This window comes from Haloplanus sp. HW8-1 (assembly GCF_023703795.1).
GTDB lineage: Archaea > Halobacteriota > Halobacteria > Halobacteriales > Haloferacaceae > Haloplanus > Haloplanus pelagicus.
This window is the reverse complement of the sequence record NZ_CP098519.1, coordinates 101405-124451: the sequence shown is the minus strand read 5'-3', so window position 1 is coordinate 124451 and position 23047 is coordinate 101405. Positions and strand designations below refer to the sequence as shown.

Below are 23047 nucleotides of genomic sequence, written 5' to 3'. Positions count from 1 at the left end.
AAAATTGAATTCACTCGGGAACCGAGTTCTCCATCACTGTGGATTGAACCGGAAGCAGTCGGTTCGCTGGAAGAACGCCAACAGTCCTAGCACCGTTGAGATTCACGACTATCAGGAGGAGTGACCCCTCACTACCGGGGATACGAGACGCTCAGACAGGCCCAAACGGTCTCAAAGACTCAGGATACGTACTCCTGTCAACGATCCCATTGTCGTGATGGTTTCAGGTACGGTGAGTTCGGATCAGGTCTTTGAGTTCGGATTTGCTGAGATGGGTGATCCTGCGCTGGTTACCATCATTGGTGTAGAAGATTGAGGCAGTGACTTCTCGATCTGGATATTGGTCGGCAACGACGTGGTAGTAAATACTGAGCTGTTTCTCGTACTCGTCTTCGGCGTGGGTCGTGAGGTCAGTTTTGTAGTCGATGATATCGATCTGGTCAGACGTAATATGGAGTAAATCGATGATCCCACCGATCGTCACCTCCTTGTCATCGACGGTCAGCGGAAGAAACGCGTCGATCTCAGCTTTCCTCTCGCCATCAAGTGAATCCAAGAATTCCTTCACATTCTCTTTGTCAGGGTTGCCCTCGGTGTCGACAGCCTTATCGAGAACATACTGTTCCGCGAATTCGTGGACTTCCGACCCAAACTCCATTCCACGACCACCGGTGTTCCCTTCGAATACCGCGTCGTCAATGAACGTATGAGGAGAGTAGCGTGCCGGCCCATCTGGATCCGGAATATCAACCGTAAACGGTGAATGCTCGTCCTCTATCGGGTCGAAGGTCGACAGATCTGGATCAACTGGTTCGATGTCAACTGGAAGGTCATCGAGGAACACATTCGGATCCTCACCGCCGGTCAAAATGACGTGGCTCTCAGCGCGCGTAATAGCGACGTAGAGGAGTCGGCGTTCCTCATCATAGTTCGGAGGGAGACACTTGTTGAGAACGTCTGTCTGCCAGTTGTCGTAGACGTGTGGAACATCGTGAGCCTCTTCAGAGTACACCTTTCGCTGTCGGAGTCCGATCGGATCGGTGTACGCAATATCGCTCCCACTACCGCCCGTCGATGGGAACTTGTTCGTGTTCATATTCGCGAGGATGACGATCGGGTATTCGAGTCCTTTCGTCGCATGGATTGTCTGAACAGTCACCGCATTTGTCCCCGCACCAGCGTCTACCTCGTGGGTACTGCCATCTTCGATCGCTGCTTCGATGAACTGAATCAATTCTCCACGGGTGAACGTTGTCGTCCCATAGACTGACTGAATAGTGTCGAGAACGACGTCCGCAGTTGGGCCGCTCCGGTCGTATCGATCGAACACGCGACGGGCGACACCGCCGAATGTCTCCATCTCTTGGAGGTCTTCGCGGAAGGTAATCATCGCGTCAGGGTACGCGTCGCGATCGATGATCGCCTTCACCTCGTCGATCGTGTACCCAGCCTCCTCTAAGACGAGCGCCCAGCCGCGATCGGCGTCACGTTCGAGGATCCGAAGCCACGCTAACAGTAGCTTTGCGGCGTCCGTTCGGAACACCTCAATGCCACCTTCATACGCCATCGGGAGGTCGTACGCGTTCGCCGTGTCGAGTAGGTCCCGACCGAAATCGCGAGTTCGGGTCAATACGGCGATATCGCCGTATTTTGGCGCGTGGTACTCGCCGTCGTCACCCTCAACGGCGTAGTCGTCATTATCGACGATGTCGTCGATTTTCGCGAGGATCGCCTCGTGTTCGTCTTCGCTCGTGAGCGCCTCGATACGACTATCATCACGGTCCGTATCAGCCTCCAACGGTGTGACTGTCTCAGAAATTGCTTCAGTATCTAGCGACTCGCTTTTCGTCGCGCGCGCCGTCAGCGCATGTGTGGAGAACTCCAAGATAGACTGTGTCGACCGATAGTTTCGCGTCAACCGTTTGCCGGCAGCCTTCGTCGGCGAGAACGCGATTCGCTCTGCGTCTCGGTTGAGTTCATCGACAAATCGGTGGAGTCGATCATCGAACTCACGGATGTTGTCGACATCGGCGTATTGGAAGCTGTAGATACTCTGTTTCCAGTCACCGACCACACAGATGTTATCTGTGCCGGCTAGAAGAAGCATCAGCTTGAACTGGATTTCACTCGAGTCCTGAAACTCATCGACCATCACGTACTCGTATCCTAGCCGTTCTCGGAGGTCGTGGTCTTCACACAGCAGGACGAACGCGAACAGCTGAAGGAACCCGAAGTTCAGGTAATTCCGTCGAAGCGCAAACTCAAGATAGGCGTGATACACGTCATGGACGAACTGCTTGAGTGCCGTTCGATCGTCCTCAAAGACGCGTTCTGCGACATCCGCTGGGATCTGCTTGCCGTCCCCCCGAAGCTCCCACTTTTCAGGGGCGTCTGGGAGGTAGGTTTTCTCATCCCCGTAGTCGTTGAGCTTCTTGCGGAGCTTAGACTGCTTGCTGCCACCGTTTCGAGGTTCGTTTATATCGGCGAACAACGTCTCGAACGCCGCAACGTCACCGTCGAGGTGTGACTCACCGTCGCGGTACCAGCCGTTTGCGGTGGGAAAGACACCCTTCGCAGACAGCTCTTTGATGAGATCGAGCAGCTCTGTCGTCTCCGAAATCGCTGTGAAGAACTCGTTGTACTCAGGGTGCGAGTCGATGAACTGGCCGATGAACTCTCGAAACAGCGCCTCTTCGATGATGTCGTCTTCGATGATCCGCGTCGATCCGGTGATCGTCTCCTCCACGCCGAGATATGTCGGAGCATCATGGCCGTGTTCGTCAAGGATATCGTGTGCTAACGAGTGGAACGTCTGAATTGGGGCGTTCGAGAGCTCCCGCATACCGTACTCGCTGTTCTGCACAATCCGGTCGCGCATCTCCTCGGCAGCGTTGTTCGTGAACGTGACCAACAGGACGTCGGACGGAGCTACCCCATCCTGTTCGACGATATGCGCGTATCGGCGGGTGACGGTGAAGGTCTTCCCAGTGCCAGCGCCCGCATCGACGAGGTACAGCCCCTCGATTGCGTTGATGAGTTCGCGCTGTGCCGGATTCGGTTCGAGGTTGCTCATTGTTCACCCTCCAAGAGCAAATCCCGATTGTCTACCCGCCGGTAATTCGGCTCGCCGGCAAGTCCCTCGATGGGAAACGGTTCGTCGCCGGTGCGACGTCGGTTGAGCTCTGTTAGCCGCTCTTCAACAAACGACTCAAACGCATCTAGGTCAGGTTCAAAAAACGCACCCTTCTGTTTCCGGGCGATTTCCCGCATGACCTGTTTGCTTCCCGTCGTTACATAGACGAAGTCACTAATCTCCGCCTCAAGTCGTTCGATCATCGTCCGGCCAAACTCTGACTCGATGAGTTCGTCGCTGTCAGTTGTCTCGACGAGTGGTGCGGCATCGAAGAGAGCAGCGTACGTCTGATAATCGATCTTCGAGAGGGTCTTCTGGCAGTCGTTAGCCCCCTCCTCACAAAGGTACTCGAAGAACTCCTCTGTTCGGACGTGATCTGTGAGAGATCCGGGGTAATACGTCACCGTCGTCAGCACGTCGTCGATATCGACGTCACCGGCGATGGCGTCGTCGACGAGTTCAGTAACGTAGAAGAACGTGAACGAAAGCTGTTGAGCGGGCGTTTGTGAGCTCCAGTAAGTGAGATATAGCAACGCCTGAAAGTCAGGTTCGTTGGAGAGTTCGTCGATCGCGGCGTCTTGGACGATCGAATTGGCGTCGTTCTCGCTCCCGCTTTTGTAATCCAGCAGCTCGGTTTGCGACTGGACAAGGTCGATCATTCCGTTGATACCACGATCCTCATCAACAAACCGGCGTTCAGTTACCGACGACTCGATATCATACCCGAAGTAGTCGGCAATAGCGTTCTCAGTACTGCTGGAGGGCGTAAGGAACGCTCCGTCTGTCGGAGGGTTGTCATCAAGGTACGAGACGATTGTTTCGAGGCTTAGACGGTACTCCGTCCGGCGAGTCTGTTCATCAACAGAGCGGATCAGGGGACGGACTTCATCAAGCATGAGATCAACGACGTCTGTCAGCGCCGCGTCGTCGACGACCGCTGGATGGGTAACGTAGAACTCCGCAAAGTCATGGAGTAGGGTACCCTCAGTGAGATAGTCTTTCTCTGGGCCGTCGACGATCCGGCTGAAGTAGTAGTCTCGGGGTGAGTTCACGTAGGTGTTGAGACTCGACTTACTAATCGTCTCTACTGGTTCAGAAGACACGTCAACTGCCTCTGTGTTGAATACAGCCCCATCGTGTGATTCAGATCGGAGTTGATGGGTGGTAGACGGCAGCTCTGAGAAGCGATCATACTCTTGCTCGAGGAGCTCTTCGAAGTACAGACATGGGGTGACGGGTGATCCGCCGGTCGCATCCTGAACGAGATAGTGTTGTTGACTCCCACTCTGTAACAGCAACTGGAAGCTCTTGAGATTCCGCGTGAACTGAGCATCCTGATCAACCCACGGACGACGCGGTGCCGAATGCGTCCACCGGTCATCGAGGCCAAGATAGAAGACAACCTCACGACCGACGTATGATGCTGACTTTGCGTCGGCGAGCAGGACGCCTTCGTTATCCCGGTCAACAGGGACCTCATACGTCTGTAGATAGAACGACAGTTCGTCGAGGCGCGCTTCCGTGACAGTCTCGTCGGCGATACCAAGCTCATCAAGCTCCGTTCGAAAGGCATCAAGCACGTCGTCGGTGCGGTGTTCGAACACCGAGAGCGCGTCCGAAAACGTGTACTCCTGGATCTCGTGACAGAAGTCGATCAGCCACGACAATTGTTCATCATCGAGTTCGTGGAGCCGCTTGTCTGCCTCACGGTCGGCCACATCACAGTCAAAAGCTGTCAGCAGCGACCGAATCTCGCTGATCCGAGTGTCAGTTCCACGGTGGGCAGTCCGGAGGAAATGAAGAAACAAGCGGTGTTCGCTGCGATCAGTAAAGCCCGGTCCGCCGAAAAACGGGATGTCGGCTGCCTCGAGTGCGGACTCAATAAGCGGCGAGTACTCACTTTCCTGATCGAGGACGATCCCGACGTTTTCGGCGTTTGTTTCGGTGACCGCATTCACCACCGTTTCGATGATCGCTGTCGGTGAATCATGGATCCGAAACGGGGGCAGCTCAAACTCTGTGTCGGCAAAGAGACTGACCGTATCGTACTCAGTAGGCAGATACGCTCGTTCGAGTTTTGTAAGCATCTCCGGCTCGACAACGACCACATCGAGATCTGAATCGATAGTGTCGGTTGTGAGCTTCATCGAGGCCGTCTCAAGGTCACCGATTCGCTCAACAGCTCGTTCGGTAGCCTCGTCGATGTATGCGTCGTACTCGAAGATAGCCTCGTGGGATCCTTGGTGTTCCCAACACTGGAGGATATTCCCGACTGCGTAGGCGCACCGTTTCCACGAAATATCTTCATTTGCGATCATGCCGAGAAACGCGAGGCGGTCCTCAGATTCTTGCCGGCGACCGACCGCAAGGCGACGTGGGGGTATAGCAAACGGACCGAGGTGTGACCGATCAAGCTGGCGGTTGAGGGCACTCGCGAGCGGTCCGTCTGGGGTAATCACTCGGTCATACGATTTGACTTCGTCGTAGAGTTGACGGGATGATTTAGCGCGGGGAAATGGCACATCACGTGGAGTCCGCGGTATCGGTTAAATCTTTGTTAGATACTATTCACTCTGCGTATCTGCGATGCCCTCGGATTCTCATATCGAGATTGCTCCTCGAACTAGTAGTGATTGCTAATAATCTGGGCCCTTTGAGAATCGTAGATTGGGCCAATACGACCGAGTTCTGGCCCACTCGAGGTGTACATAAATAGCGGAGGTTTGCGAATAATTCGAAAAGGGCTAGATTCTCGCAATGCTTAAGCTCAAGAGATCACCCCCTCAAGACTTGTCTATGAGCGAAGTGGTCTACGTGATTCGGATGTTTTACCTCGAATACTCTGAGACTCAAAAACACGCTGACGGTGACTGTCAGGACGATCCTCAGCGACGTAGTTTTCCCGTCCATCCGTGCGACTTTCTGCCAACCCCTCTATATTGCTTGGAAGACAAACTGTGGTCTTGTGGGCCTTCGAACTTATTGATGAATCAGAAGAGGACTTAGACCTCGAAGAGTTGCGCTTGGTCGTCTGGGCGGAGGCGGTTTGGTTGACTAGTCCTTCGAATATAGGGATGATTTCCTTTTATTTATTTTATTGTACCTGCTCTCTTGCGGACTTCAATTCTATATCACCGAACTCAACAGTTTCTTCAATCCCACCTCGCCGTGCCTGTTCGAGCCGGATGTACATTTTTTTAGGAGATATTGTCTCGGTGATTTCTTCATACATCTCGGCACCAAGTCCTTCGGCAGTGATCTCAACATCACGATACGATTCAAGGAACTTTTTCAGGCTCTTGCTCTCGACACAGTCTTCGGAAGGAACGTATTTTAGAGTGAACTCATAGTAATCAGGCCCTCCGAAGTCGAACGGACAGAGTGCTGTTACCTCGTCTGTTTCAAACGTATACACCTGAGCGACTGACGTCTCCGGGGCTTCAAAAGAGTCCAGTAAGGAACTTCGTTCAGAACTGGAAGAGGACTGTGACATAGTACAATCTATGGGTCCCCTCTAATAAACGCTCTCACTTACTCAGGTGCCGTTCCATCTGATACATTTCTCGACCACCATTTGTAAAGTACGAATCAACTTTGTGAAACCCGATAGCCTCCCAGAATTGTACTGCGGGAGCTTCGGCTGCAACGTCCGCGATTATTGATTCCTTATTATGCTCTTTTGCAAATTCAATAGCCTTTTTCACTAAGTACTGTCCGATTCCATAGCCTCGATAATCTGGTGAAACAGCAACAAGGCGTATTTGTGCTTCCGTTTGGTCAAGCACTCTCGATTCACACCAAATCATGAGTCCGCCGATGATCGCATCGTGGGGTGCAAAATAAAACAACCGTCGGTCAGGCCGTGACGCTGCACGTTCCAGGGTGTCCCGATGAGTGAACCAATGGAGTTCAGATTTGATCTGATTAGAATTAAAAAAAGAATTCAATTCTGATACCGATCTCTCACTTTTACTAATTGATTTGACAAGGAAGTCAGAGATCTGGAGGTCGACTGTAGTTGGCACTGCCGTAGAATTGTTTGATCGTTGAATATTTGTTGTCATGCCCCGCTGCCACCATGCTGACTCATACGTGGTCGCATTTGAACCTGCGTTACTACTTCTCTTTCGTCATCGACGCAGACTGCTTCACCAACTTTATCGATTTTCTTGATATAGGTCTTCAGCTGACTCCCCATGTACTCCTGACTTAGTTCGTTCAGCGACTGAATATCAGTGCGAGTAGTGATTTTGTGACAGAAAATCAAGTCCATTTGGGACACGACATCTGAGGATACAGCACTTGGCTGTTGAGTTGCTATGCCGAGCGACAGCCCCGGCTGACGTCCCTCCTTGATCCATCGAATCAAGATATCCTTCGCAAGCGAGGACGACCCGGACGGTGCAAAATTGTGTGCTTCATCGATGAATAGCCAGACCTTCGGAATATCAGAGGACAACTGTAGTTCCTCTCGACGGCGCGCTTTCGATCGCTCATCAAATATTTTTTTTGTCAGTACGTAGACGACCAAATTACGAAGACCGTACTTCCCTGGGTCGAGAACACTCACGTCGAGAATATTAACCCGAGAAGGATCGAGATTGTTCCAGATGTCTGTATATGAGTCACTAAAGATGCCCCATTCGTGTGCCATCTCCAGACGATTGACAAGAGCGTCCACAGTCCGCTCGTTTGCTTTTTCGTCGTATTCAACTTCTTCGATGAGCTCGTCCAGGTCAAAGAAGTCTTGAGATTCGTTTAGCGAACGGACAGCTCGGTACAACGCAATACCCATCGGTTTGTTTATATTGAGATCGAAGAGTTCACACCACCCATCGGGAGAAATGTCAGAAGGATTGAGACGCAGGCTCTCGATTTCGATACCGCGGCGCATCATCTCATCGTAGACTTCAGGTCCGTAACGTTCTGTTGGATCGCCCGGAACGAGGAGTGTAGTGTCAAACCCAGTCGGCTGCATTCCCCAATCCCAGAGGAGATCTTGCTGTTCGTCATTTGGTTCGGCCATCGTCCAGTAAATCCCCATCGGGTCAACAACAAGGGGAACTGTGTCGGGCATCTCTCGGTTGACCTCCTCGATGACGTTTCCCAACGAATAGCTCTTGCCGGTCCCTCGCTTCCCACAAACGAAGAGAGCACGGGCCTTCGAAGTGTCAATAAGCGTTTCCTCGCCGCTATCACGTTCCTCGCCAATGAATATTTCTTGTGTCATTTCAGATCCTCGTATTCAATTAACGGAACAATGGACTCTTGGTACGAAAAGCCACCGTGTACTCCTGGTTCGTTACTTCGTAGGTTATTGAATATGTGTGGGTGATAAAGCCGGAGATATTGCTGACCAGCCCAGAAGGATGTTTCACCAACGGACTCAGGAACAGATGCGCTGGCTGGAGGGTCTTCATAGTCCCGACGAATTCCCTGCTTCCACTTTTCATCAAGTGCCTCAAAGTCAGTATCCATCCGCCAGAGAATACCATGGTCGGCAACAGCGAAAATACGGAATGAGTCCGTTTCTTTGCTGATTGTTTCACGGAGGTCAGACAACTTTTGATGAACTGCGTCTACCTCACTCTGGATCACAGGATCCTCCTTCATTCGGTGCGCTACACGTTCAGGACCGGTAAGAGTGAACTGGAGATAGGTCTTCGGTCGATACCAATCGTGGGTCTGTAAATATGAGATGGAATCAGCAAAGTCCTGGATGTTTCCGATTACGTCGTTCTTGGAGAAACCATCGTGCAATTCGTCAGAAAGGTCGTTATCCTTACGTTCCCAGTAGGTGAACGCCTTCCGGGTTTTATATCCCTCGTTGAAAAGCCGATATTGGAGATGCTTCCCGTTGGATGCCCCACGGACGACATTTGGGTAGCCACAATCTGTACGTGTTGGGCAATCAACATAGATTGGCTCTGCCTCATAGCCTGAGTCTGTCCAATCCTGATAGGAGAGGCCATCAACAATAACCAGCGCAATAACATCAACATCAGATGCCGCCTCCGTGATGAGATCGCCGACCTCTGATTGACAAGTGGTTGTGCTCTCCACATCGTCCCAAGAAATCGACCCTTCTGATATGAGTCCATTAAGCGACCTATCGTACACGGTGCCAGTGTATTCGACCTGTTCTATCGAAGGTGGGTTGTAGAGCGTAAGTGACCTATCAAAGGACGGCTTAGATCCCTGATCCCGAATGATCACATCGGTTTCAAACAAATTAGTCGGAGACTCATAGAGGCGGTAAAACTCTTCAAGCGATTCAAGGGTATCGATACCATGCCTGTTTTGTAGTACTCGAGACTCGAGCCCTCCGATATTTGCGACAACTGGTCCGTCACGTGTCGCTTCAGCCAAGGCAGACAGTGACTCAATAGTGCGGGTAGACACGGGAGTTACCTATGTTCGCTTTTGATCGAGACCGTGATGTGGTTCCCCTCGAATAAGGTTTCCAGATCGGCAAAGAACTCTGCAACGTCGGTGTCACCTTTCTTTTCAGAGACTGAAATTAGGACGCTCTCCAAGTCAGACTGATCCCGATAGTCCAGTTCATCCATAATATATTCAAGATCTTCTGGGGGAGTCTCAGTAACCTGTCGCCACTCACGAACGTCTTGATGGAGTGCCTCAATTGAATCTCGGATTTCGTCGATTCGTTCGCCGACGTTCACCTCGCGGTTGTCAATCGAGAGACTCAATTTCTCATCGGTGTTGGGGAACGAGTTCGAACGGCCACCCTCAGTCGGAAGTCGGATAGCCGAAGTGATATCCATTTGACTGACAGCCTGATGGATATCTTCAATAGTAGATTCGAAATCGACTATCTGATCGCGGATATCAGCCGGAGTCGGGTCAGCTTCATCCGGAACCTGATTCAACAACTCAGCATACTCAATGCTGGTCTCAATCGATTTGATATCGGACTTTACATCTTCGATTCCATCGCTGTTCTCAACCAGCTGGCGGCGGAACTCATGCTTGAGGTCATTACGTGACTTCTCAGCATTGTTAGGACTCAAGTTTTGTCTGATACTTGGGTGGCCGGAAGTACCAATCTTCAGCGTGTTCTCAAGCACATTCTTCCGGTAATTGAAGTTCTCTTCGTCCCCCTGAGTTATCTCCTCGAATTGGTCTTTGAGGTCTTCGAACTGCTGCCGATACATTTCGGCATTCCGCAGTGCCTGAGGGAAGTCATCGTGGTCACTGCCCTTCTGGAACTCAGTCTGAATCTCACTCATCAGAGCGGTAAGCTCATCCCTGATTGACATCGCGGCACTGTTGTCAGGATGAGTATTTGCATACTGAACAATATCCGAACGAGCAGCGTCCATGTCATTTGCAAGTCGACACCAATCCGCGTAGTCAGCCGCGTCCTCTTTGATATCCTCTAATTCTTCATCAACCTGCTCAGCGATTTCTTTCGCCTCCTCAATTGAGTCCTGTAGAGTATTAATCTCACTCAGAGCTGCCGTGCCAGATGCAATCTCGAGATCTGTATCAAGATCTGAGCGGGCAGAGTCGGCCTCTGTAGTTGCTTTTGTAAAGTTGGATGATAGTTCAGTCTCGATGTCTTTGATATGGAGGCCGAACGGAACATTAGACTTCTCGACAGTCTTTTTCAGATCGCGAGGCTTGTTGCTGGATGAAAGTCCTTTGAGTCTGTCTATTGTTCCTCGGGCACGTTCACGAAGGGTCGCACTTGTGGCCTTGATCTGCGTCGAGATCTGCGAATCTACCTCTTCTAGCTCGGCGTTAAGATCATCGAGTATCTCAATGTCGTCATTCGTCGTTCCGCTGAGTTCCTCCTCAAGGCGATTCAACTCATTAGTGATCGAGTCATACTCACTCCACTCGTTCGAGATTTCGTTGAGCTCCGCAGCCGTGTTTCGGAGTGATTCCAGCCGAGATTTGACTTGGTCGATGTCGATAGCAATGTCGCTCAGTTCGACCGTTTCATCGTTTTGATCATGCTTGATGAAATCTCGACCAACAAGGAGGCGGACTGCCCAGTCAACTTCTTCCTGCCGGTACCCTTTCTCCCCGGCTACATCATATAACTCACTGACGGCGACAGTTTCCTTCTCTTGCTCCTCGATATGGTCTTTAAGAAGTTCCTCAAGGGGATGAAGGGTCAATCGAACCCTGGCATCCTTGCCCTGCCAGACTTCAGTGTCAACGAGATCTTCAAATTGTTTATCAAGACGTGTTTTTGCTGTCGAGTTACTAGATACCCCGATCGCGTTGGAAATATCGCTTTTTGTCCCTTCAATTGGGGTATTACCCCGCTTTTGTGAGATCCGGATATTCGGATCGTTTCCTACTAGGAGAGATTCATAGTCATCTAAGAAGGTCTGGTAATTGTCCGAGATGAAGAGAGTTTTATAATCAGGATAGACCTCTTCGATTACACGGTTGAAGATTTTCTCGACGACCTTTGACGGATCAACGGTCCGGCGACTACTCCCTGATTCATCGAGGAAGTCGTCCCCATTCAGGGGAGGGCCAAACGCCTTCTGAATGCTTTGCGTGACTAACTGGTCACGGATATATTCCAACTGTGTCTCCTGGTTGGGATTGACTGTTTGGTTCTCCTCCCAATTACGCATGAAGTGATGTAAGGAGAGCAGCAGATGGGGGCTGACATCTTCCGGACTCATGTAATCTTCCAACATAACGATATTGCTCGGGAGGCTGTCGAAAGAATCAGCTAAGTCTAGATGTAGAAGAACCTCGTCAGTAGATACCCGTTCGATGTGAGGGGTGACTTCAGTCTGCTTCTCCATGTTAACGGCAAAGCCAATCGTGAGGTCAGTATCTGTGCCTTCATCGGGCGATTTAACTGATGTAGCATCCGTGCCCATTCGGATTTCAATAAGCCGCTCAGGGTACTCTTGCCCGTTGAATGACCCACGAAAGACTGCCGCGTACACTCCTCCAGTTTCGGGTTCAAAGGCGTGTTCGGTAACCCAGCTGCTCAGACTCTTTCCTCGAACAGCGGGGAAGAGTTCTTCCGAAACAACAAATTCTCGGAACGTCTCAGAAGCGTTCGAATCGTAGATGTCTGTGGTGTCATAATCCCGATAGAACTGTGTGAACAGTTCGTCTTTGATCCCACGATCCTCTCCTTCCCGCTCAAGACGTTTGAGCGTGCGCCCTTCCTCGTGTGTGATGATGAGCTGTCCGTGAAGTTCTCCTTTGACCTGTTCTTTCGCCTCGTGAACCCCATACTGCTTCAGTAGGTCATCTGAGACTCCTCGAGGGAATACCCCACACAGCTTGATGAAATTCTCACGATCGGGGGTACTTATTTGATCAGAATTAATCGCCTCTGTGATTGCGGTTTTGATGTGGTCTCCTTTGAATCGGACAACGCCATTATAGTACGCATTGGCGAGGTCAAGAGCATCAAACGCCTCCGACTCAGAGAGGTAGTGCTCGATAGCGATCGTGAGAATGTCCACAACTGAACGAGGGCCGTTTGAAAGAGGAGGTCCACGTTCACAGATCTGACCAATTGCGTCTAGCGTATCCTCGGTAATTACTTCGTAGCGTCTGTCCTTGAAACCGTAAGTTTCAGCCAGACTTTCCCACAGCTTAGTCGGGAAATCTCGGTTGTAAACATTCGCTAAGTTGAGTTGAACGTTCTGTTCTGCTAACCGCGCAAGAACATCGTCTGCATTCACGTCCAGGTCTCCGTGGAGACCATCGTCCATGGTGAACAGAAGACCCAAGCCGTCGCCTTCGTTCAGGCCGAGGGCTGTGCTTTTTGCAATATCACGTAGCTTAGAGTATGCTTCTTTGTCAGACGAGTGACTGGATATGAACTGCTGAAGTTCGTCGGCAATAACGACGAGGCCTTTGTACCCAGCGTCTTTTGCGATCTGATTACATTCAGAAAGGAAATCCAGAACGTGTTGGACCGAGAATTCGATATCAATCGATCCCGACTCGATTAGTCGCTCGAACTCTTCCCGGGTTTGATCTTTGTCATCGAATCCAGTTTGGTCAACAATATCTTCGACGTTACTGGTCACTTTGGCCTGGTACCGCTGTTCGAGGGTTTCTAGATGCTCTTCTCGGTCCCTCAAGCGGAACCGCATCCATCCGTACACGGCGTCGACAATTGACTGTAGTTCATCGAAATAGATCGGAGGGGTAGTAATGTAGTTGTCTTCCTGGTCAAGAAGGTACCAAACTTTTCCCGTTGTACTGGTCTTCCCAAACCCGTAGGGGCCCACAATGTATCCAGGAACAGATTTATTCAGATCTTCATCTTCGAGGGCTCCAGTCAACGAATCGATAAACCGTTGAATGTCTGGCTGGATCAGGTGAGTCCGAGCGTACTCAATGTATTCGGTCTCGATATCGCTCGGCTGGTCTAAAAATCGGTGAGCGCTTGATGTATTGACAATCCCCTCATCTTTGTTCAGCGTGTCATTGAGTTCTCGAAGAGAGGACTCGATATTTTGCGCATTCGCCTGTCCCATAGTAACTATACCCTTCTGGCACTTCTCTGTTAATAAATTATTGGATGATCGACAGAGAGTAGAGAAGGGGAATATCTCCTGTAAGTATCAGTTGTCAGAGAGTGTAACACGCGCTTTTGTTTCCGGAACCGGTTTGCGCGAAACTGAAATCACCGTGTCTGGAGTGTCAAATCCAATAATTTCACGCGCTCTGCGTGACGCTGTCCTGGTTGCCGGTACATTATCGACGAAGAGGACTCGTGTTGAGGCATTTTTCACGGGTAGCCATGGAGCGTATCCCCACCCGTTCTGATGAACCATCATATATTTAGCCAGCGTGGTCTTGCCAACACCTCTTGCTCCATACAAGTTGTAATGACCGCCGTCCTGATCAGCAAATTCCAAAAGTTTCGAGCGTACTGCGATCTGATCGTCGGTCAGGAGGTCATCTTGTAGTCGCCGCTTTGCCTCATTAGATTTCTGTAGTAGTTCTGCAACAGGTGACGACATGCTATTGGAGGTCATCAAGAGTTACTTCTCGGTCTAATCGAAGGTTGAGACCAAAGTCATGTTTCTTTGAGAAGAATGGATACGCCTGTTCAGCGTACTCGGTTACCTCATCGAACCCATCATCAGAGAGGAGGCACATCTGTTGAATTCGAACTTTGGTATCATCTGTCACTCTGAGGAGCGTCTCATAATCTGTCTCGTTTTGCTTATAGATATGATCCACGGCCAAGATCATAAGTTCCGGAGGGCAGAACGCACGTCGCTCGAATCCGGGACTCCCAGAGTCATCCTCCACTAGCACCTCGGGGGATAGTTCCGCAAGATACTGCAGATAATTATTGAAACTCTTTGTACTAAGTGACACGCCGCTTCGTGTCTTGGAAACGTCGACATCTGGACTCTGTTCTGCTAATTCGGTGACTTCACCAACAATTGTTCCACGCTCTCCCCGAAAAGTGCTAAACGGGGAATTATCATAGAGATAGTTGGTCATCTCTCTGTATGTATACGACATAAATACATATCTGTCTGGGTATCTCTCAAAAGCAGAGTAATAAAGAAAATGAAGTACCGTATTAAACAGGTTCCGATCCCTATACATGATATCGACCAGGGAGTCACCGAGTTCAGTAAACTGAAATTGATCGGTGGGATCTACAATCCCGAGCCGGCCAAGCACCGAACCTTCTGTAGATTTCTCCTTGCTCCCGATTGAGTGGCCAAGGTCTCTGGCCGATTCAAGAAGTTCTGGATTCGATGATGGCGATGTTGCCTCCACAGTATCCAAATATTCATACAACTCCTGTGGGCCAGGGTCACTAATATGGAATTTTGAAGTGTAATGACTCATCTCGTCATTCAATTAGACACCTCAAACAAATATCTACCTCTAGATAATCAGTTCCGGACCGACTCGGTTGATGTAAATTTCTTTAGGTAGCCGGTATACTTTGAGTTAGGATTCATCATCTCGATGAGTTCTTCGAGCGAATATTCTAGGATCATGTCTGTCATCTCACGCATGACAATAAGATTATGTAAAATTCGATGTTGACGACTGTTTTGCAGGGATTCGAATGACCGACAGTACGGACATTCATGTCCGGTCTCCTCTTTTATTTCCCTCAATTCCTCTCGGAAGACTGTAGGACCGGACCGATTGCGAAGGTGCGTAACATTAAGCCGACTTTTAAATGGGAAAAAGATATTTCCATAACCCCCAGATCGTATCCAGCCAGTCGAATCGAACGTATCAACACCACACTGATATAGGATAGGAATTGAAGTTGGCCCGCCAATTCCGAATGCATGGACGTCTAGATCATACTTCCGAGCCTCTTTCACAACGAATTGTAGTAGTTCGAGATTCTCCTCATTCAAATAATTCACACCCCCATTTACTCCTCCGGTACCAAAGCTCCCAAACCCAATTTTATTTATTTTGTCAAACTTCCTATAAACATCGAGACACTCAACGATTTGTTGTTTAGTATGCCCCTGGATTACTGGCACTGCGCGCTCTTGCTTGTCGCTTGGTAGTTCATTATAGAGCATTCGAGAGAGAGAGATTGTGTCCTGGACCTTCTGCTCTATCGTTGCCTCGTCGTCTCCTTCTACGGGCACTTGGTCGGGCAGAACTAATTCGTCAGGCCAGTCTGTCGACAAGTAGTATTCTCGATCAAATGTATAGATGTCTTTCATCGTATATTCATCGTTGACTTGAGACTCATACCCTCCCGAATCACAAGCGAATGTGAGATCGTAGGACGATGAAAGCGATTCAAGATAATCAACCGCAATCTCTGAGGAGGTAAGCGGACAAAACATCATCCGACCAAGAGCATACTCTACAAGGTTGTATTCCTCGAGGTCCTCCACGATATCGATAAGCTGAGAACGATTGATTTGCGCGACAGACGCCACGAATTCTATCTCGCCGACGTCATCGAATTGGTATCGTCGCATGAAGCTACTTACTCAGATACCCTACCTCACTCGTCATATCATTTGTGTCTTCAATACAGTGAGTGTAAGCACAGATATATTATGATAACATTACTATTATCCCGATTCTTGTTCCGTTGAATCCACAGAAGGTGAGTAACCGATGCTACGTTCGAATATAGAGTGGAATGTTTGTGATCTATGTTTGTGATTTCACGAGACTATTTCATTTATTCTAGTGTAGCTAACAATATACGCGAAAATTTTGCGATACTACAATGAGCCACAACCTGCTCAGCGAACGGAGCATTACTTCTCAGAGACTGGAAGTAGCAAGACCACTTTGGGGTCTATCAGCTGGGAACTGTTACTAAGATTGGATGGTAATACTCACTTTGTAAGGTACTTTCACAGTATCTTTGCCAAGTGAAAGCGCTTTGTGCGTATTTCCAGATTCGTCTTGTACAATCAGTGTCGTTGATCGATCTTTCAAACGGAAGATAGCATAGTGAGTATAGGTATCTGTCTGAAGTGCCTGAAGATCAACGGGAGGCGAATCCTCTAACGATCCGATTTCAGTTACTTTTCCCACCTCGGTGGTTGCTCCCTGCCTTTTGTGAAATTTGAGCTGATACAGCATCTCTCCAGATTTGCCGTCCATTTGCTTTTCATCAGGGGCTCGCGTGGAGTCTATTTCACTCAAGGACAAGCTACTCTCTCGTTGATCTTCTCGTTTACTCATTGTCTATTCTTATCGTAGTGTATATTTGTAATCTTGGATGGTGTTGTTCATCTTCTTGATCGGTCGAGAGCTCCTCAACATTTGGCGGAAAAGTGTCTCTCACCAATCCGGCGAAAATCCGTGTGAAAGGTGCCATACTTTGTGAATAAGTGTTCATAATCCAAAACTAGTGAACAGGCCCGTACTCGATAATTAAGCTGGATCCTAATATTTATATCTGCGATTGGTAATCTTCGAGTATGTCTCAAAGCATATCACAAGATGATTCTACGGCTGAAAACTTGGTCGAGGCAGGCCAGCGGACACTCAAAATCGGAGGCGACAATCCAATCCGGATCAGTTCGGGTCATCGAATCCTACATCACGACGGGAAGTGTTCGCGGCCACACGGCCACAACTACGAGATCACTGTCGAAGTGACCGGTGAACTCACCGAGGAGGGCTGGGTCGTCGACAAAGGCGACGTCACGGACGTCATCGACGCGTGGGATCACCGGTTCCTGGTTGAGGAGGGCGACCCGCTTGTAGATGCGTTCGAGGCGTCTGGTGACGGCGACGCGCTCGTGGTGTTGGAACACCCGCCGACGGCGGAGGTGATGAGCCTCCTCCTCGAACAACGCATGCTCGATGAGTTCCCGGATACCGTGACGGATGTGTCGGTGTCGGTGAGCGAGACCAAGGAGCTCTGTGCGTCGTACTGATGCCGGTTGCTAGTGATATCGAAGAGCCCGCAACAGACGCTGACGCGACTGGTGAGGGCCTCCCGATCAACGAGGTGTTCTACTCGTTACAGGGCGAGGGAACGCTCGCAGGCGTCCCCTCCGTCTTCGTACGGACCTCTGGATGTAATCTGCGGTGTTGGTTCTGTGATTCGTACCATACCTCGTGGGAGCCGACCGGGGCGTGGCGCGACATCGACTCGATCGTGGAAGAAGTACAGTCCCACGAACAGGCTGGCCACGTCGTCCTCACAGGTGGGGAGCCACTCATCCATGAGGAGTCAGTCGAACTCCTCGAACGACTCGCCGCAGACGGCTATCACACGACGGTGGAAACGAACGGGACAATCTACCGGGACGCGCCGATCGATTTAGCGAGTATCAGCCCGAAGCTGGCGAGCAGCACGCCAACACCCGATCGTGACCCGAAGGGGGAGGGCGAGTGGGAGGAGAAACACGAACAGAATCGAATTGACATGGATGCGTTGTCCCAGATGGTCGATACGTACGAGACGCAACTCAAGTTCGTCGTGACCGACGAGACGGACCTCCCGGAGATTACGGACCTGGTTGACCGAGTACAAAAAGCGACGGCGACGACTGTCGCCGATGATGACGTGTTGTTGATGCCGGAGGGCATGACGCGCGAGCAACTCGACGGGACGCGAAGCGAGGTCGCCGAGCTGGCGATGGAGTACGGCTACCGGTACACGCCGCGACTCCACGTGGACCTATGGAACGACGCACCGGGGACATGAGCACGTTATCCTTAGAGGCCGGTCAGAAGAGCACGGTGCCGCGAGTGCGGTGTGGTGAACAGAGCGATAATCGATTCGACGCAACCAAGCAGATATGAGCAACAAAAGCGCGGTGATTCTGGTGTCTGGTGGGATGGATAGTGCGACGGCTGTCTACGAGGCGATCGTGCAGGGCTACGAGCCGTACTTCCTCCATACGTCGTACGGTCAGCGCACCGAAGACAAGGAGTACGAGTGTGCGAAAGCGCTCGCGGAGGAAGTTGATGCGGCTGACTTCCTCCATATCGAAACGGGACATCTCTCCCAGATCGGTGCGTCGAGTTTGACCGACGAGGAGATGGACGTGGCCGACGCAGATCTTGAGAGTGACGACATTCCGACATCGTACGTCCCCTTCCGGAATGCGAATTTGTTGTCGATGGCGACGTCGTACGCGGAGGCGACTGATTCAGAGGCGCTGTTTATCGGCGCACATTCGGAGGATTTCTCCGGATACCCTGACTGTCGCCCGGCGTTTTTCGACGCTTTTCAGAACGTGATCGATGTCGGGACAAAACCGGAGACACAGATCGAGTTGAAAGCGCCGTTCGTCGAATGGTCGAAAACGGAGATCGCCGAGCGGGGGTTGGAGCTCGGTGTGCCATACGACATGACGTGGTCGTGTTACCGGGATGAGGAACCGGCGTGCGGAACGTGTGATGCGTGTGCGTTCCGACTCGAAGCATTCCGGAATGCCGAGTCACGCGATCCGATTGCGTACGCGGAACGGCCGGAGTTCTCGTAGTTTATTAATCAGCACGCTTGGTTCGCTATCTACTGTGGGTCATCCTAGGTGTGAAGGGAACCGTTGTACTGTGCGACATTCTGAAGAGATTCCTCTGCGATTATAGGGTATGCCGAAGGTCAGCGTCGAGATCCCCCAAGAACTGCTTGATGACCTCGATGAACACGTCGGTGACGAGGGAAAATTCGTCAATCGAAGCGATGCGGTTCGGGCATCAATCCGAAAGACACTCGATATGTTTGATGAGATAGATAGACGGCACGGACGGGCCGAAACTGATGAAGTAGAGTAGTCACTTTAACCTACAATAGCTCGAAATATCCCCAGTTGTTGGTTAAAAATTCTAAATTAGGCTTGTAAATCAAATTGGCTACTCGAAAGATTCTCAGCGACTGACTCAGGAAGCGACAAATCCATCGTATCGAGTTGCTGGCCTAACTTTGTGAGTTCGGCCGTCTCATCGATTGCCCGGAACCAACGATCGGGAAGCCCGGACGCGCCAAACCGTGCCCCCGCAACAGCCCCAGCAACGGCCGCAATCGTATCTGTATCACCACCCAGCATCACCGCATCGACGATGGCGTCCTCCGCACTCTCAGCAGTCAATCCGTGATAGAGCCCCGCCTGAAGTGTTGTGACGACATAGCCCGAATTAGCGAGTTCAAGATCCGCCGCAGACTCAGACCCTTCCACAATTGCCTGAACAGCTTCACACGCGCTCCGGAGTTCAGCAGGCGCATTCACTGCGAGTTCAAGCGCGGACGCAAGCGGCTGTTCCTTACCCCCGAGCAGGCCAGCGAGCGTCGCGTTTAGAATCACACATCCCCATTGGCAGCGCGGGTCGGCATGCGTGATCGCCGACGACACACGACTCGCAGTCACGAGTACATCGGACTCACCAGCAAACGCGATCCCGTACGGGGCACATCGCATGACGCTGCCGTTGCCCGCATTGGATCCCTCTGGGAGGTGTTTCCACTCATCGATCCCAGCCTCATCCCACGCGTCACCATCTCGGAGTCGCCTGAGGACTGTGCTAGTGAGTAGTCCAATGTCAAACGGGTCTGATTGATACCACTCAACGAATCGGTCTGCGACGTCAACGGGGTCGAAGTGGCCCGAACCAACGAGGCTTCGAGCCACACACAGCGCCATCTCGGTGTCGTCCGTGATCGTGCCAGCCGGTTGGCCATGGGTCCCGTTGGCCAGCATCTCCGTAACGCAGCCGTGCCGGCGCTGGATGGAGGTTGTTTGCTGGAACTCTACCGGACGGCCGAGGGCATCACCGCAGGCGAGACCAAGGAGGACGCCTGCCGCTGAGTCACTCATAGATCAGACGAATCAGCGAGGGATGATAGTAGTTGGACGTCCGACGGATTGCTACTCTGTGGCAGTCTCCGGCGCGTACCCCGCACCCTGTAGGCTGGTCAGGATCTGTTCGATGTCCGCAAGGAGAGTATACAGATTCTCAGTCGTCCGGCCGCTACTCAGAAACTTATCATCTTCCGTATGCTCAACGAGGAGATTGGCGTGGGCGACATCGTTCCGGAGTTCCGTAATGTCGTGAAGCCGCGACTGCGCCTCACCTGCCATTAAAAACCCGCACTCTTGCCAACAGGCCTCGACGCTCGACACAATCGTACTGAGTGTCGAAAATTGGGCGTAGTGAATCTCTGATAATTCCACGTTAGCGGCTTTGGCATCCGCATACCGGGTTTCGATACCATCGATTTCGTCGGTACTCACAGGAGTCTGCTTCCAATCGGAAACCTCCGACGAGATGATCTCTCGCAGATGTTCTTCCAAGTACGTGATCCGATCGAAGAGATACATCCGTGCGGGTGGGGTATTCAGATCCGCACGGGTGAGGATGCCGGTGATCCGGTTGTGGCCCCCAAGGAAATAGACCGGCTCCTCGATTAGCGCTGCGAGACTCTCCGCGAACGACGTGTCACCGCTAATCATGTAGTCAATAGTGAGCGGTGTGAGCGCCGCCTCAAGCGTGTCACCAGTATCGTCGGTGTCGACGTCATCTTCGTGGATGAATCCAACTGGGTCGCCGTCCCGGTCAACTGGCGCCGCATCGTAGCCATTCGTCACGAGCCACTCGGCAGCAGTGCTCGGTGGGGTCTCGTACGAAATGTGTTCCACAGATCCAGTCGCGAGTGCCGCCGCGGTACTCTCGTACAGATTTCGAGCCACACACAGCGCTGAAACGGGCTGGATATTCAACTTACGGGCTGGCCGAGTCGCATGACTCGGTATTGATTGGAGCCGCAATATTAATGTCCATAGGGCATATAGTAGCAGCTGATTATGTCTATAGGGCATTTCTACACAGCGGGGGCGAGCATTGAGTACGGGACAGCAGTCTGTCTCTTCCCTGTCGATGAGCTGGATGCGACCGTCCTCCAGCATCGGGATGCCCAACTCGCCCTCGACGCTGTCGATGGTGGTGCGGTAATCGTCGTCTCTCCCACGAGTCTCGCAACCGGCTACAAGCTTGGAGGTCACCCAGTGACGGCGATCCGTGTCGACAGTCTCTCTGCCGACATTACTGCCACACTTGACGCCGCTGTTGAAGACGACATCGAGACCTTCGATCTCATTCAGATCGGAAAGTGGAACCACAGCAGTCCCAACCACTCGCTTGCTGAGTTCACCGACGCGTAGGCCGGCCACTCTTCCCACTACAGTTCACAATGCCCGATACCCTTGCCGACGAGTACCCGGAAGCAGCCCCATTCATTACCGAAGCTGTCGAAGATCACGGTGAAGAATGGGTCCTCGAAAACTACTACTCTGAGCTCTATCCGCTCAGCCAAGTGATGGCGATGCCGGAGAAAGAAGAACTTCCGTTCTTCGACCCGGACACCGATGAGACAATGTCGAAAAACGATCAGATCGAAATGTACGAGGCGTGGGCTGAGTACCGCGAGAATCTGCGAACCGGGACGAAGCCGGACAAGTGACCAGAAGGCGGACAGTACGGCGCTTCACCAATATTATTCAGCATCAGGGTGACTTCGCCCAGTCAGTCTCGGCCCTACAGAACCAATGCTCACTCTCGCAGCGTGTACTGACAGATTCGGATACCCTGAATGAGCGCCTTCTTTAATAGAGGACTTAGCCGCCTACTAACTAGCTGTTTTCTGATTTTTCTGGGCTGTCATCCTCCGACCCATTGACGTACTCTTCGGAAATTGTCATCAGCAGAACCCCAAGCACCAATCCGAAGAAGACACCAAGTAGAGGTTGTTCGCTTAGATTTTCGTGAGCGATTGAGATCCGGTACTCCCATTCAGGAGTGGTCTTTTGTTGGATTGGTGAAATTCCGAAAGCCTGACTGCTATCTACAGTACTGTTTGCCCATGTCGCTGTGTCTGTATTGGAAACAGTTGCGACAATATCGAATACCGCACGTTCAGACGGAAGGAACTGGCTCCCCTGTTTAGCGTTCGCGACAGCGACGACATCTTCGAGCGTACTCTCGCCGTCTGTAGCGTTTCGGATACGGTGGTCTAAATGGGCATTAAACAACGTTCCCCGCTGGTATGGGGTACGATGATCGGTCCACGTTGACCGGTTCGATAGGACAGCACGCCCCCCTGCGGCGTTCTCCAATCGGTTGTTGTATTCTCGTGGCGAAAGTGTCCCAGCGCCCAGCATTAGTCGTAGAGACATATACTCCGTTGTCCCCTCATTGAACCAACTCATCTCGCCTAGTGAAGCATCACCGAAAGAATGTCTCGTATGTAAGTACTCGTGGAGTACGATATGGGTGGTATTCGATGGCCCATGTCGACTGGACGCCCACGCGTCCGCTTTGTGTGCTTCACCACTGGAAGTGGGATCGACTTTTCCCGGTGTTACGAAGACTGTTGTCTTGCTGTAACGGTGTCCAACATCGTACTCAGTCATCGCGTATCGGAGCTGCCGCTCGATTTGCTCACTGTCAACCGCCGACCGGCTCTCGTCA

At 51.4% G+C, this 23047-nt stretch carries 20 protein-coding genes; 6 read left to right on the top strand and 14 right to left on the bottom strand.

What is annotated here, in order from left to right:
* Window positions 1–223 precede the first annotated feature (223 nt).
* From NBT82_RS18975 to NBT82_RS18925, 11 genes are all read right to left on the bottom strand, one after another.
* Window positions 224–3073, bottom strand: a complete 2850-nt coding sequence (locus NBT82_RS18975) for a UvrD-helicase domain-containing protein (protein ID WP_251331432.1) — start codon at window positions 3071–3073, stop codon at window positions 224–226.
* Complete coding sequence (locus NBT82_RS18970) at window positions 3070–5655, bottom strand: PD-(D/E)XK nuclease family protein (RefSeq protein ID WP_251331431.1); 2586 nt, start codon at window positions 5653–5655, stop codon at window positions 3070–3072. The genes NBT82_RS18975 and NBT82_RS18970 overlap by 4 nt, the downstream gene beginning before the upstream one ends.
* Before the next feature lie 572 nt (window positions 5656–6227).
* Window positions 6228–6626 (bottom strand): hypothetical protein, encoded by a 399-nt coding sequence (locus NBT82_RS18965; protein ID WP_251331430.1) that lies wholly within the window; start codon window positions 6624–6626, stop codon window positions 6228–6230.
* Between the two features lie 34 nt (window positions 6627–6660).
* Window positions 6661–7158 (bottom strand): GNAT family N-acetyltransferase, encoded by a 498-nt coding sequence (locus NBT82_RS18960; protein ID WP_251331429.1) that lies wholly within the window; start codon window positions 7156–7158, stop codon window positions 6661–6663.
* Between the two features lie 35 nt (window positions 7159–7193).
* A complete protein-coding gene (locus tag NBT82_RS18955) occupies window positions 7194–8363 on the bottom strand; it encodes an ATP-binding protein (protein ID WP_251331428.1) in 1170 nt (389 codons plus the stop codon).
* On the bottom strand, window positions 8360–9502 hold the full coding sequence (locus tag NBT82_RS18950) for a hypothetical protein (protein ID WP_251331427.1): 1143 nt from the start codon (window positions 9500–9502) through the stop codon (window positions 8360–8362). Before NBT82_RS18950 ends, NBT82_RS18955 begins: the two co-directional genes overlap by 4 nt.
* A gap of 38 nt (window positions 9503–9540) precedes the next feature.
* Entirely contained in the window at window positions 9541–13632 is a 4092-nt protein-coding gene (locus NBT82_RS18945; RefSeq protein ID WP_251331426.1) for a BREX system ATP-binding domain-containing protein, read from the bottom strand.
* A gap of 87 nt (window positions 13633–13719) precedes the next feature.
* A complete protein-coding gene (locus NBT82_RS18940) occupies window positions 13720–14136 on the bottom strand; it encodes a P-loop NTPase family protein (protein WP_251331425.1) in 417 nt (138 codons plus the stop codon).
* Window positions 14123–14971 (bottom strand): hypothetical protein, encoded by an 849-nt coding sequence (locus tag NBT82_RS18935; RefSeq protein ID WP_251331424.1) that lies wholly within the window; start codon window positions 14969–14971, stop codon window positions 14123–14125. Before NBT82_RS18935 ends, NBT82_RS18940 begins: the two co-directional genes overlap by 14 nt.
* A 47-nt stretch (window positions 14972–15018) precedes the next feature.
* Window positions 15019–15999: a tRNA guanosine transglycosylase family protein gene (locus NBT82_RS18930; RefSeq protein WP_251331423.1), complete on the bottom strand. Its 981-nt coding sequence runs from the start codon at window positions 15997–15999 to the stop codon at window positions 15019–15021.
* Window positions 16000–16435: 436 nt separating this feature from the next.
* On the bottom strand, window positions 16436–16807 hold the full coding sequence (locus tag NBT82_RS18925; RefSeq protein ID WP_251331422.1) for a hypothetical protein: 372 nt from the start codon (window positions 16805–16807) through the stop codon (window positions 16436–16438).
* Window positions 16808–17046: 239 nt separating this feature from the next.
* Between NBT82_RS18925 and NBT82_RS18920 the strand changes: the two genes are divergently transcribed.
* The 4 genes from NBT82_RS18920 (at window position 17047) to NBT82_RS18905 (ending at window position 19360) form a co-directional block, all read left to right on the top strand.
* Complete coding sequence (locus NBT82_RS18920; RefSeq protein ID WP_251331421.1) at window positions 17047–17508, top strand: 6-pyruvoyl trahydropterin synthase family protein; 462 nt, start codon at window positions 17047–17049, stop codon at window positions 17506–17508.
* Window positions 17508–18284, top strand: coding sequence for a 7-carboxy-7-deazaguanine synthase QueE (locus NBT82_RS18915; protein WP_251331420.1), 777 nt, complete (start codon window positions 17508–17510; stop codon window positions 18282–18284). Before NBT82_RS18920 ends, NBT82_RS18915 begins: the two co-directional genes overlap by 1 nt.
* A 94-nt stretch (window positions 18285–18378) precedes the next feature.
* Complete coding sequence (gene queC, locus NBT82_RS18910; protein ID WP_251331419.1) at window positions 18379–19068, top strand: 7-cyano-7-deazaguanine synthase QueC; 690 nt, start codon at window positions 18379–18381, stop codon at window positions 19066–19068.
* Window positions 19069–19177: 109 nt separating this feature from the next.
* Window positions 19178–19360: a ribbon-helix-helix domain-containing protein gene (locus tag NBT82_RS18905; protein WP_251331418.1), complete on the top strand. Its 183-nt coding sequence runs from the start codon at window positions 19178–19180 to the stop codon at window positions 19358–19360.
* A 56-nt stretch (window positions 19361–19416) separates the two neighbouring features.
* On the opposite strand, the gene NBT82_RS18900 is transcribed toward NBT82_RS18905, so the two are convergent.
* On the bottom strand, window positions 19417–20397 hold the full coding sequence (locus tag NBT82_RS18900) for an ADP-ribosylglycohydrolase family protein (protein ID WP_251331417.1): 981 nt from the start codon (window positions 20395–20397) through the stop codon (window positions 19417–19419).
* 51 nt (window positions 20398–20448) lie between these two features.
* A complete protein-coding gene (locus NBT82_RS18895) occupies window positions 20449–21270 on the bottom strand; it encodes a CBS domain-containing protein (RefSeq protein WP_251331416.1) in 822 nt (273 codons plus the stop codon).
* A 114-nt stretch (window positions 21271–21384) separates the two neighbouring features.
* Here NBT82_RS18895 and NBT82_RS18890 point away from each other — a divergent pair, with 114 nt between their 5' ends.
* Together NBT82_RS18890 and NBT82_RS18885 are read left to right on the top strand one after the other, a co-directional pair.
* Window positions 21385–21741, top strand: a complete 357-nt coding sequence (locus NBT82_RS18890; RefSeq protein ID WP_251331415.1) for a DUF8165 family protein — start codon at window positions 21385–21387, stop codon at window positions 21739–21741.
* 29 nt (window positions 21742–21770) lie between these two features.
* Window positions 21771–22040: a DUF8110 family protein gene (locus tag NBT82_RS18885; protein ID WP_251331414.1), complete on the top strand. Its 270-nt coding sequence runs from the start codon at window positions 21771–21773 to the stop codon at window positions 22038–22040.
* Between the two features lie 169 nt (window positions 22041–22209).
* On the opposite strand, the gene NBT82_RS18880 is transcribed toward NBT82_RS18885, so the two are convergent.
* Entirely contained in the window at window positions 22210–22785 is a 576-nt protein-coding gene (locus NBT82_RS18880) for a M61 metallopeptidase family protein (RefSeq protein ID WP_251331413.1), read from the bottom strand.
* Between the last annotated feature and the right edge of the window lie 262 nt (window positions 22786–23047).

What these genes read in the sequence shown, in the direction of transcription:
- NBT82_RS18975 (WP_251331432.1), bottom strand. Translation starts at nt 3,073, where the DNA reads ATGAGCAACCTCGAACCGAATCCGGCACAGCGCGAACTCATCAACGCA.
- NBT82_RS18965 (WP_251331430.1), bottom strand. Translation starts at nt 6,626, where the DNA reads ATGTCACAGTCCTCTTCCAGTTCTGAACGAAGTTCCTTACTGGACTCT.
- NBT82_RS18955 (WP_251331428.1), bottom strand. Translation starts at nt 8,363, where the DNA reads ATGACACAAGAAATATTCATTGGCGAGGAACGTGATAGCGGCGAGGAA.
- NBT82_RS18945 (WP_251331426.1), bottom strand. Translation starts at nt 13,632, where the DNA reads ATGGGACAGGCGAATGCGCAAAATATCGAGTCCTCTCTTCGAGAACTC.
- NBT82_RS18940 (WP_251331425.1), bottom strand. Translation starts at nt 14,136, where the DNA reads ATGACCTCCAATAGCATGTCGTCACCTGTTGCAGAACTACTACAGAAA.
- NBT82_RS18935 (WP_251331424.1), bottom strand. Translation starts at nt 14,971, where the DNA reads ATGAGTCATTACACTTCAAAATTCCATATTAGTGACCCTGGCCCACAG.
- NBT82_RS18925 (WP_251331422.1), bottom strand. Translation starts at nt 16,807, where the DNA reads ATGAGTAAACGAGAAGATCAACGAGAGAGTAGCTTGTCCTTGAGTGAA.
- NBT82_RS18920 (WP_251331421.1), top strand. Translation starts at nt 17,047, where the DNA reads ATGTCTCAAAGCATATCACAAGATGATTCTACGGCTGAAAACTTGGTC.
- NBT82_RS18915 (WP_251331420.1), top strand. Translation starts at nt 17,508, where the DNA reads ATGCCGGTTGCTAGTGATATCGAAGAGCCCGCAACAGACGCTGACGCG.
- queC (WP_251331419.1), top strand. Translation starts at nt 18,379, where the DNA reads ATGAGCAACAAAAGCGCGGTGATTCTGGTGTCTGGTGGGATGGATAGT.
- NBT82_RS18905 (WP_251331418.1), top strand. Translation starts at nt 19,178, where the DNA reads ATGCCGAAGGTCAGCGTCGAGATCCCCCAAGAACTGCTTGATGACCTC.
- NBT82_RS18900 (WP_251331417.1), bottom strand. Translation starts at nt 20,397, where the DNA reads ATGAGTGACTCAGCGGCAGGCGTCCTCCTTGGTCTCGCCTGCGGTGAT.
- NBT82_RS18890 (WP_251331415.1), top strand. Translation starts at nt 21,385, where the DNA reads ATGTCTATAGGGCATTTCTACACAGCGGGGGCGAGCATTGAGTACGGG.
- NBT82_RS18885 (WP_251331414.1), top strand. Translation starts at nt 21,771, where the DNA reads ATGCCCGATACCCTTGCCGACGAGTACCCGGAAGCAGCCCCATTCATT.
- NBT82_RS18880 (WP_251331413.1), bottom strand. Translation starts at nt 22,785, where the DNA reads ATGAGTTGGTTCAATGAGGGGACAACGGAGTATATGTCTCTACGACTA.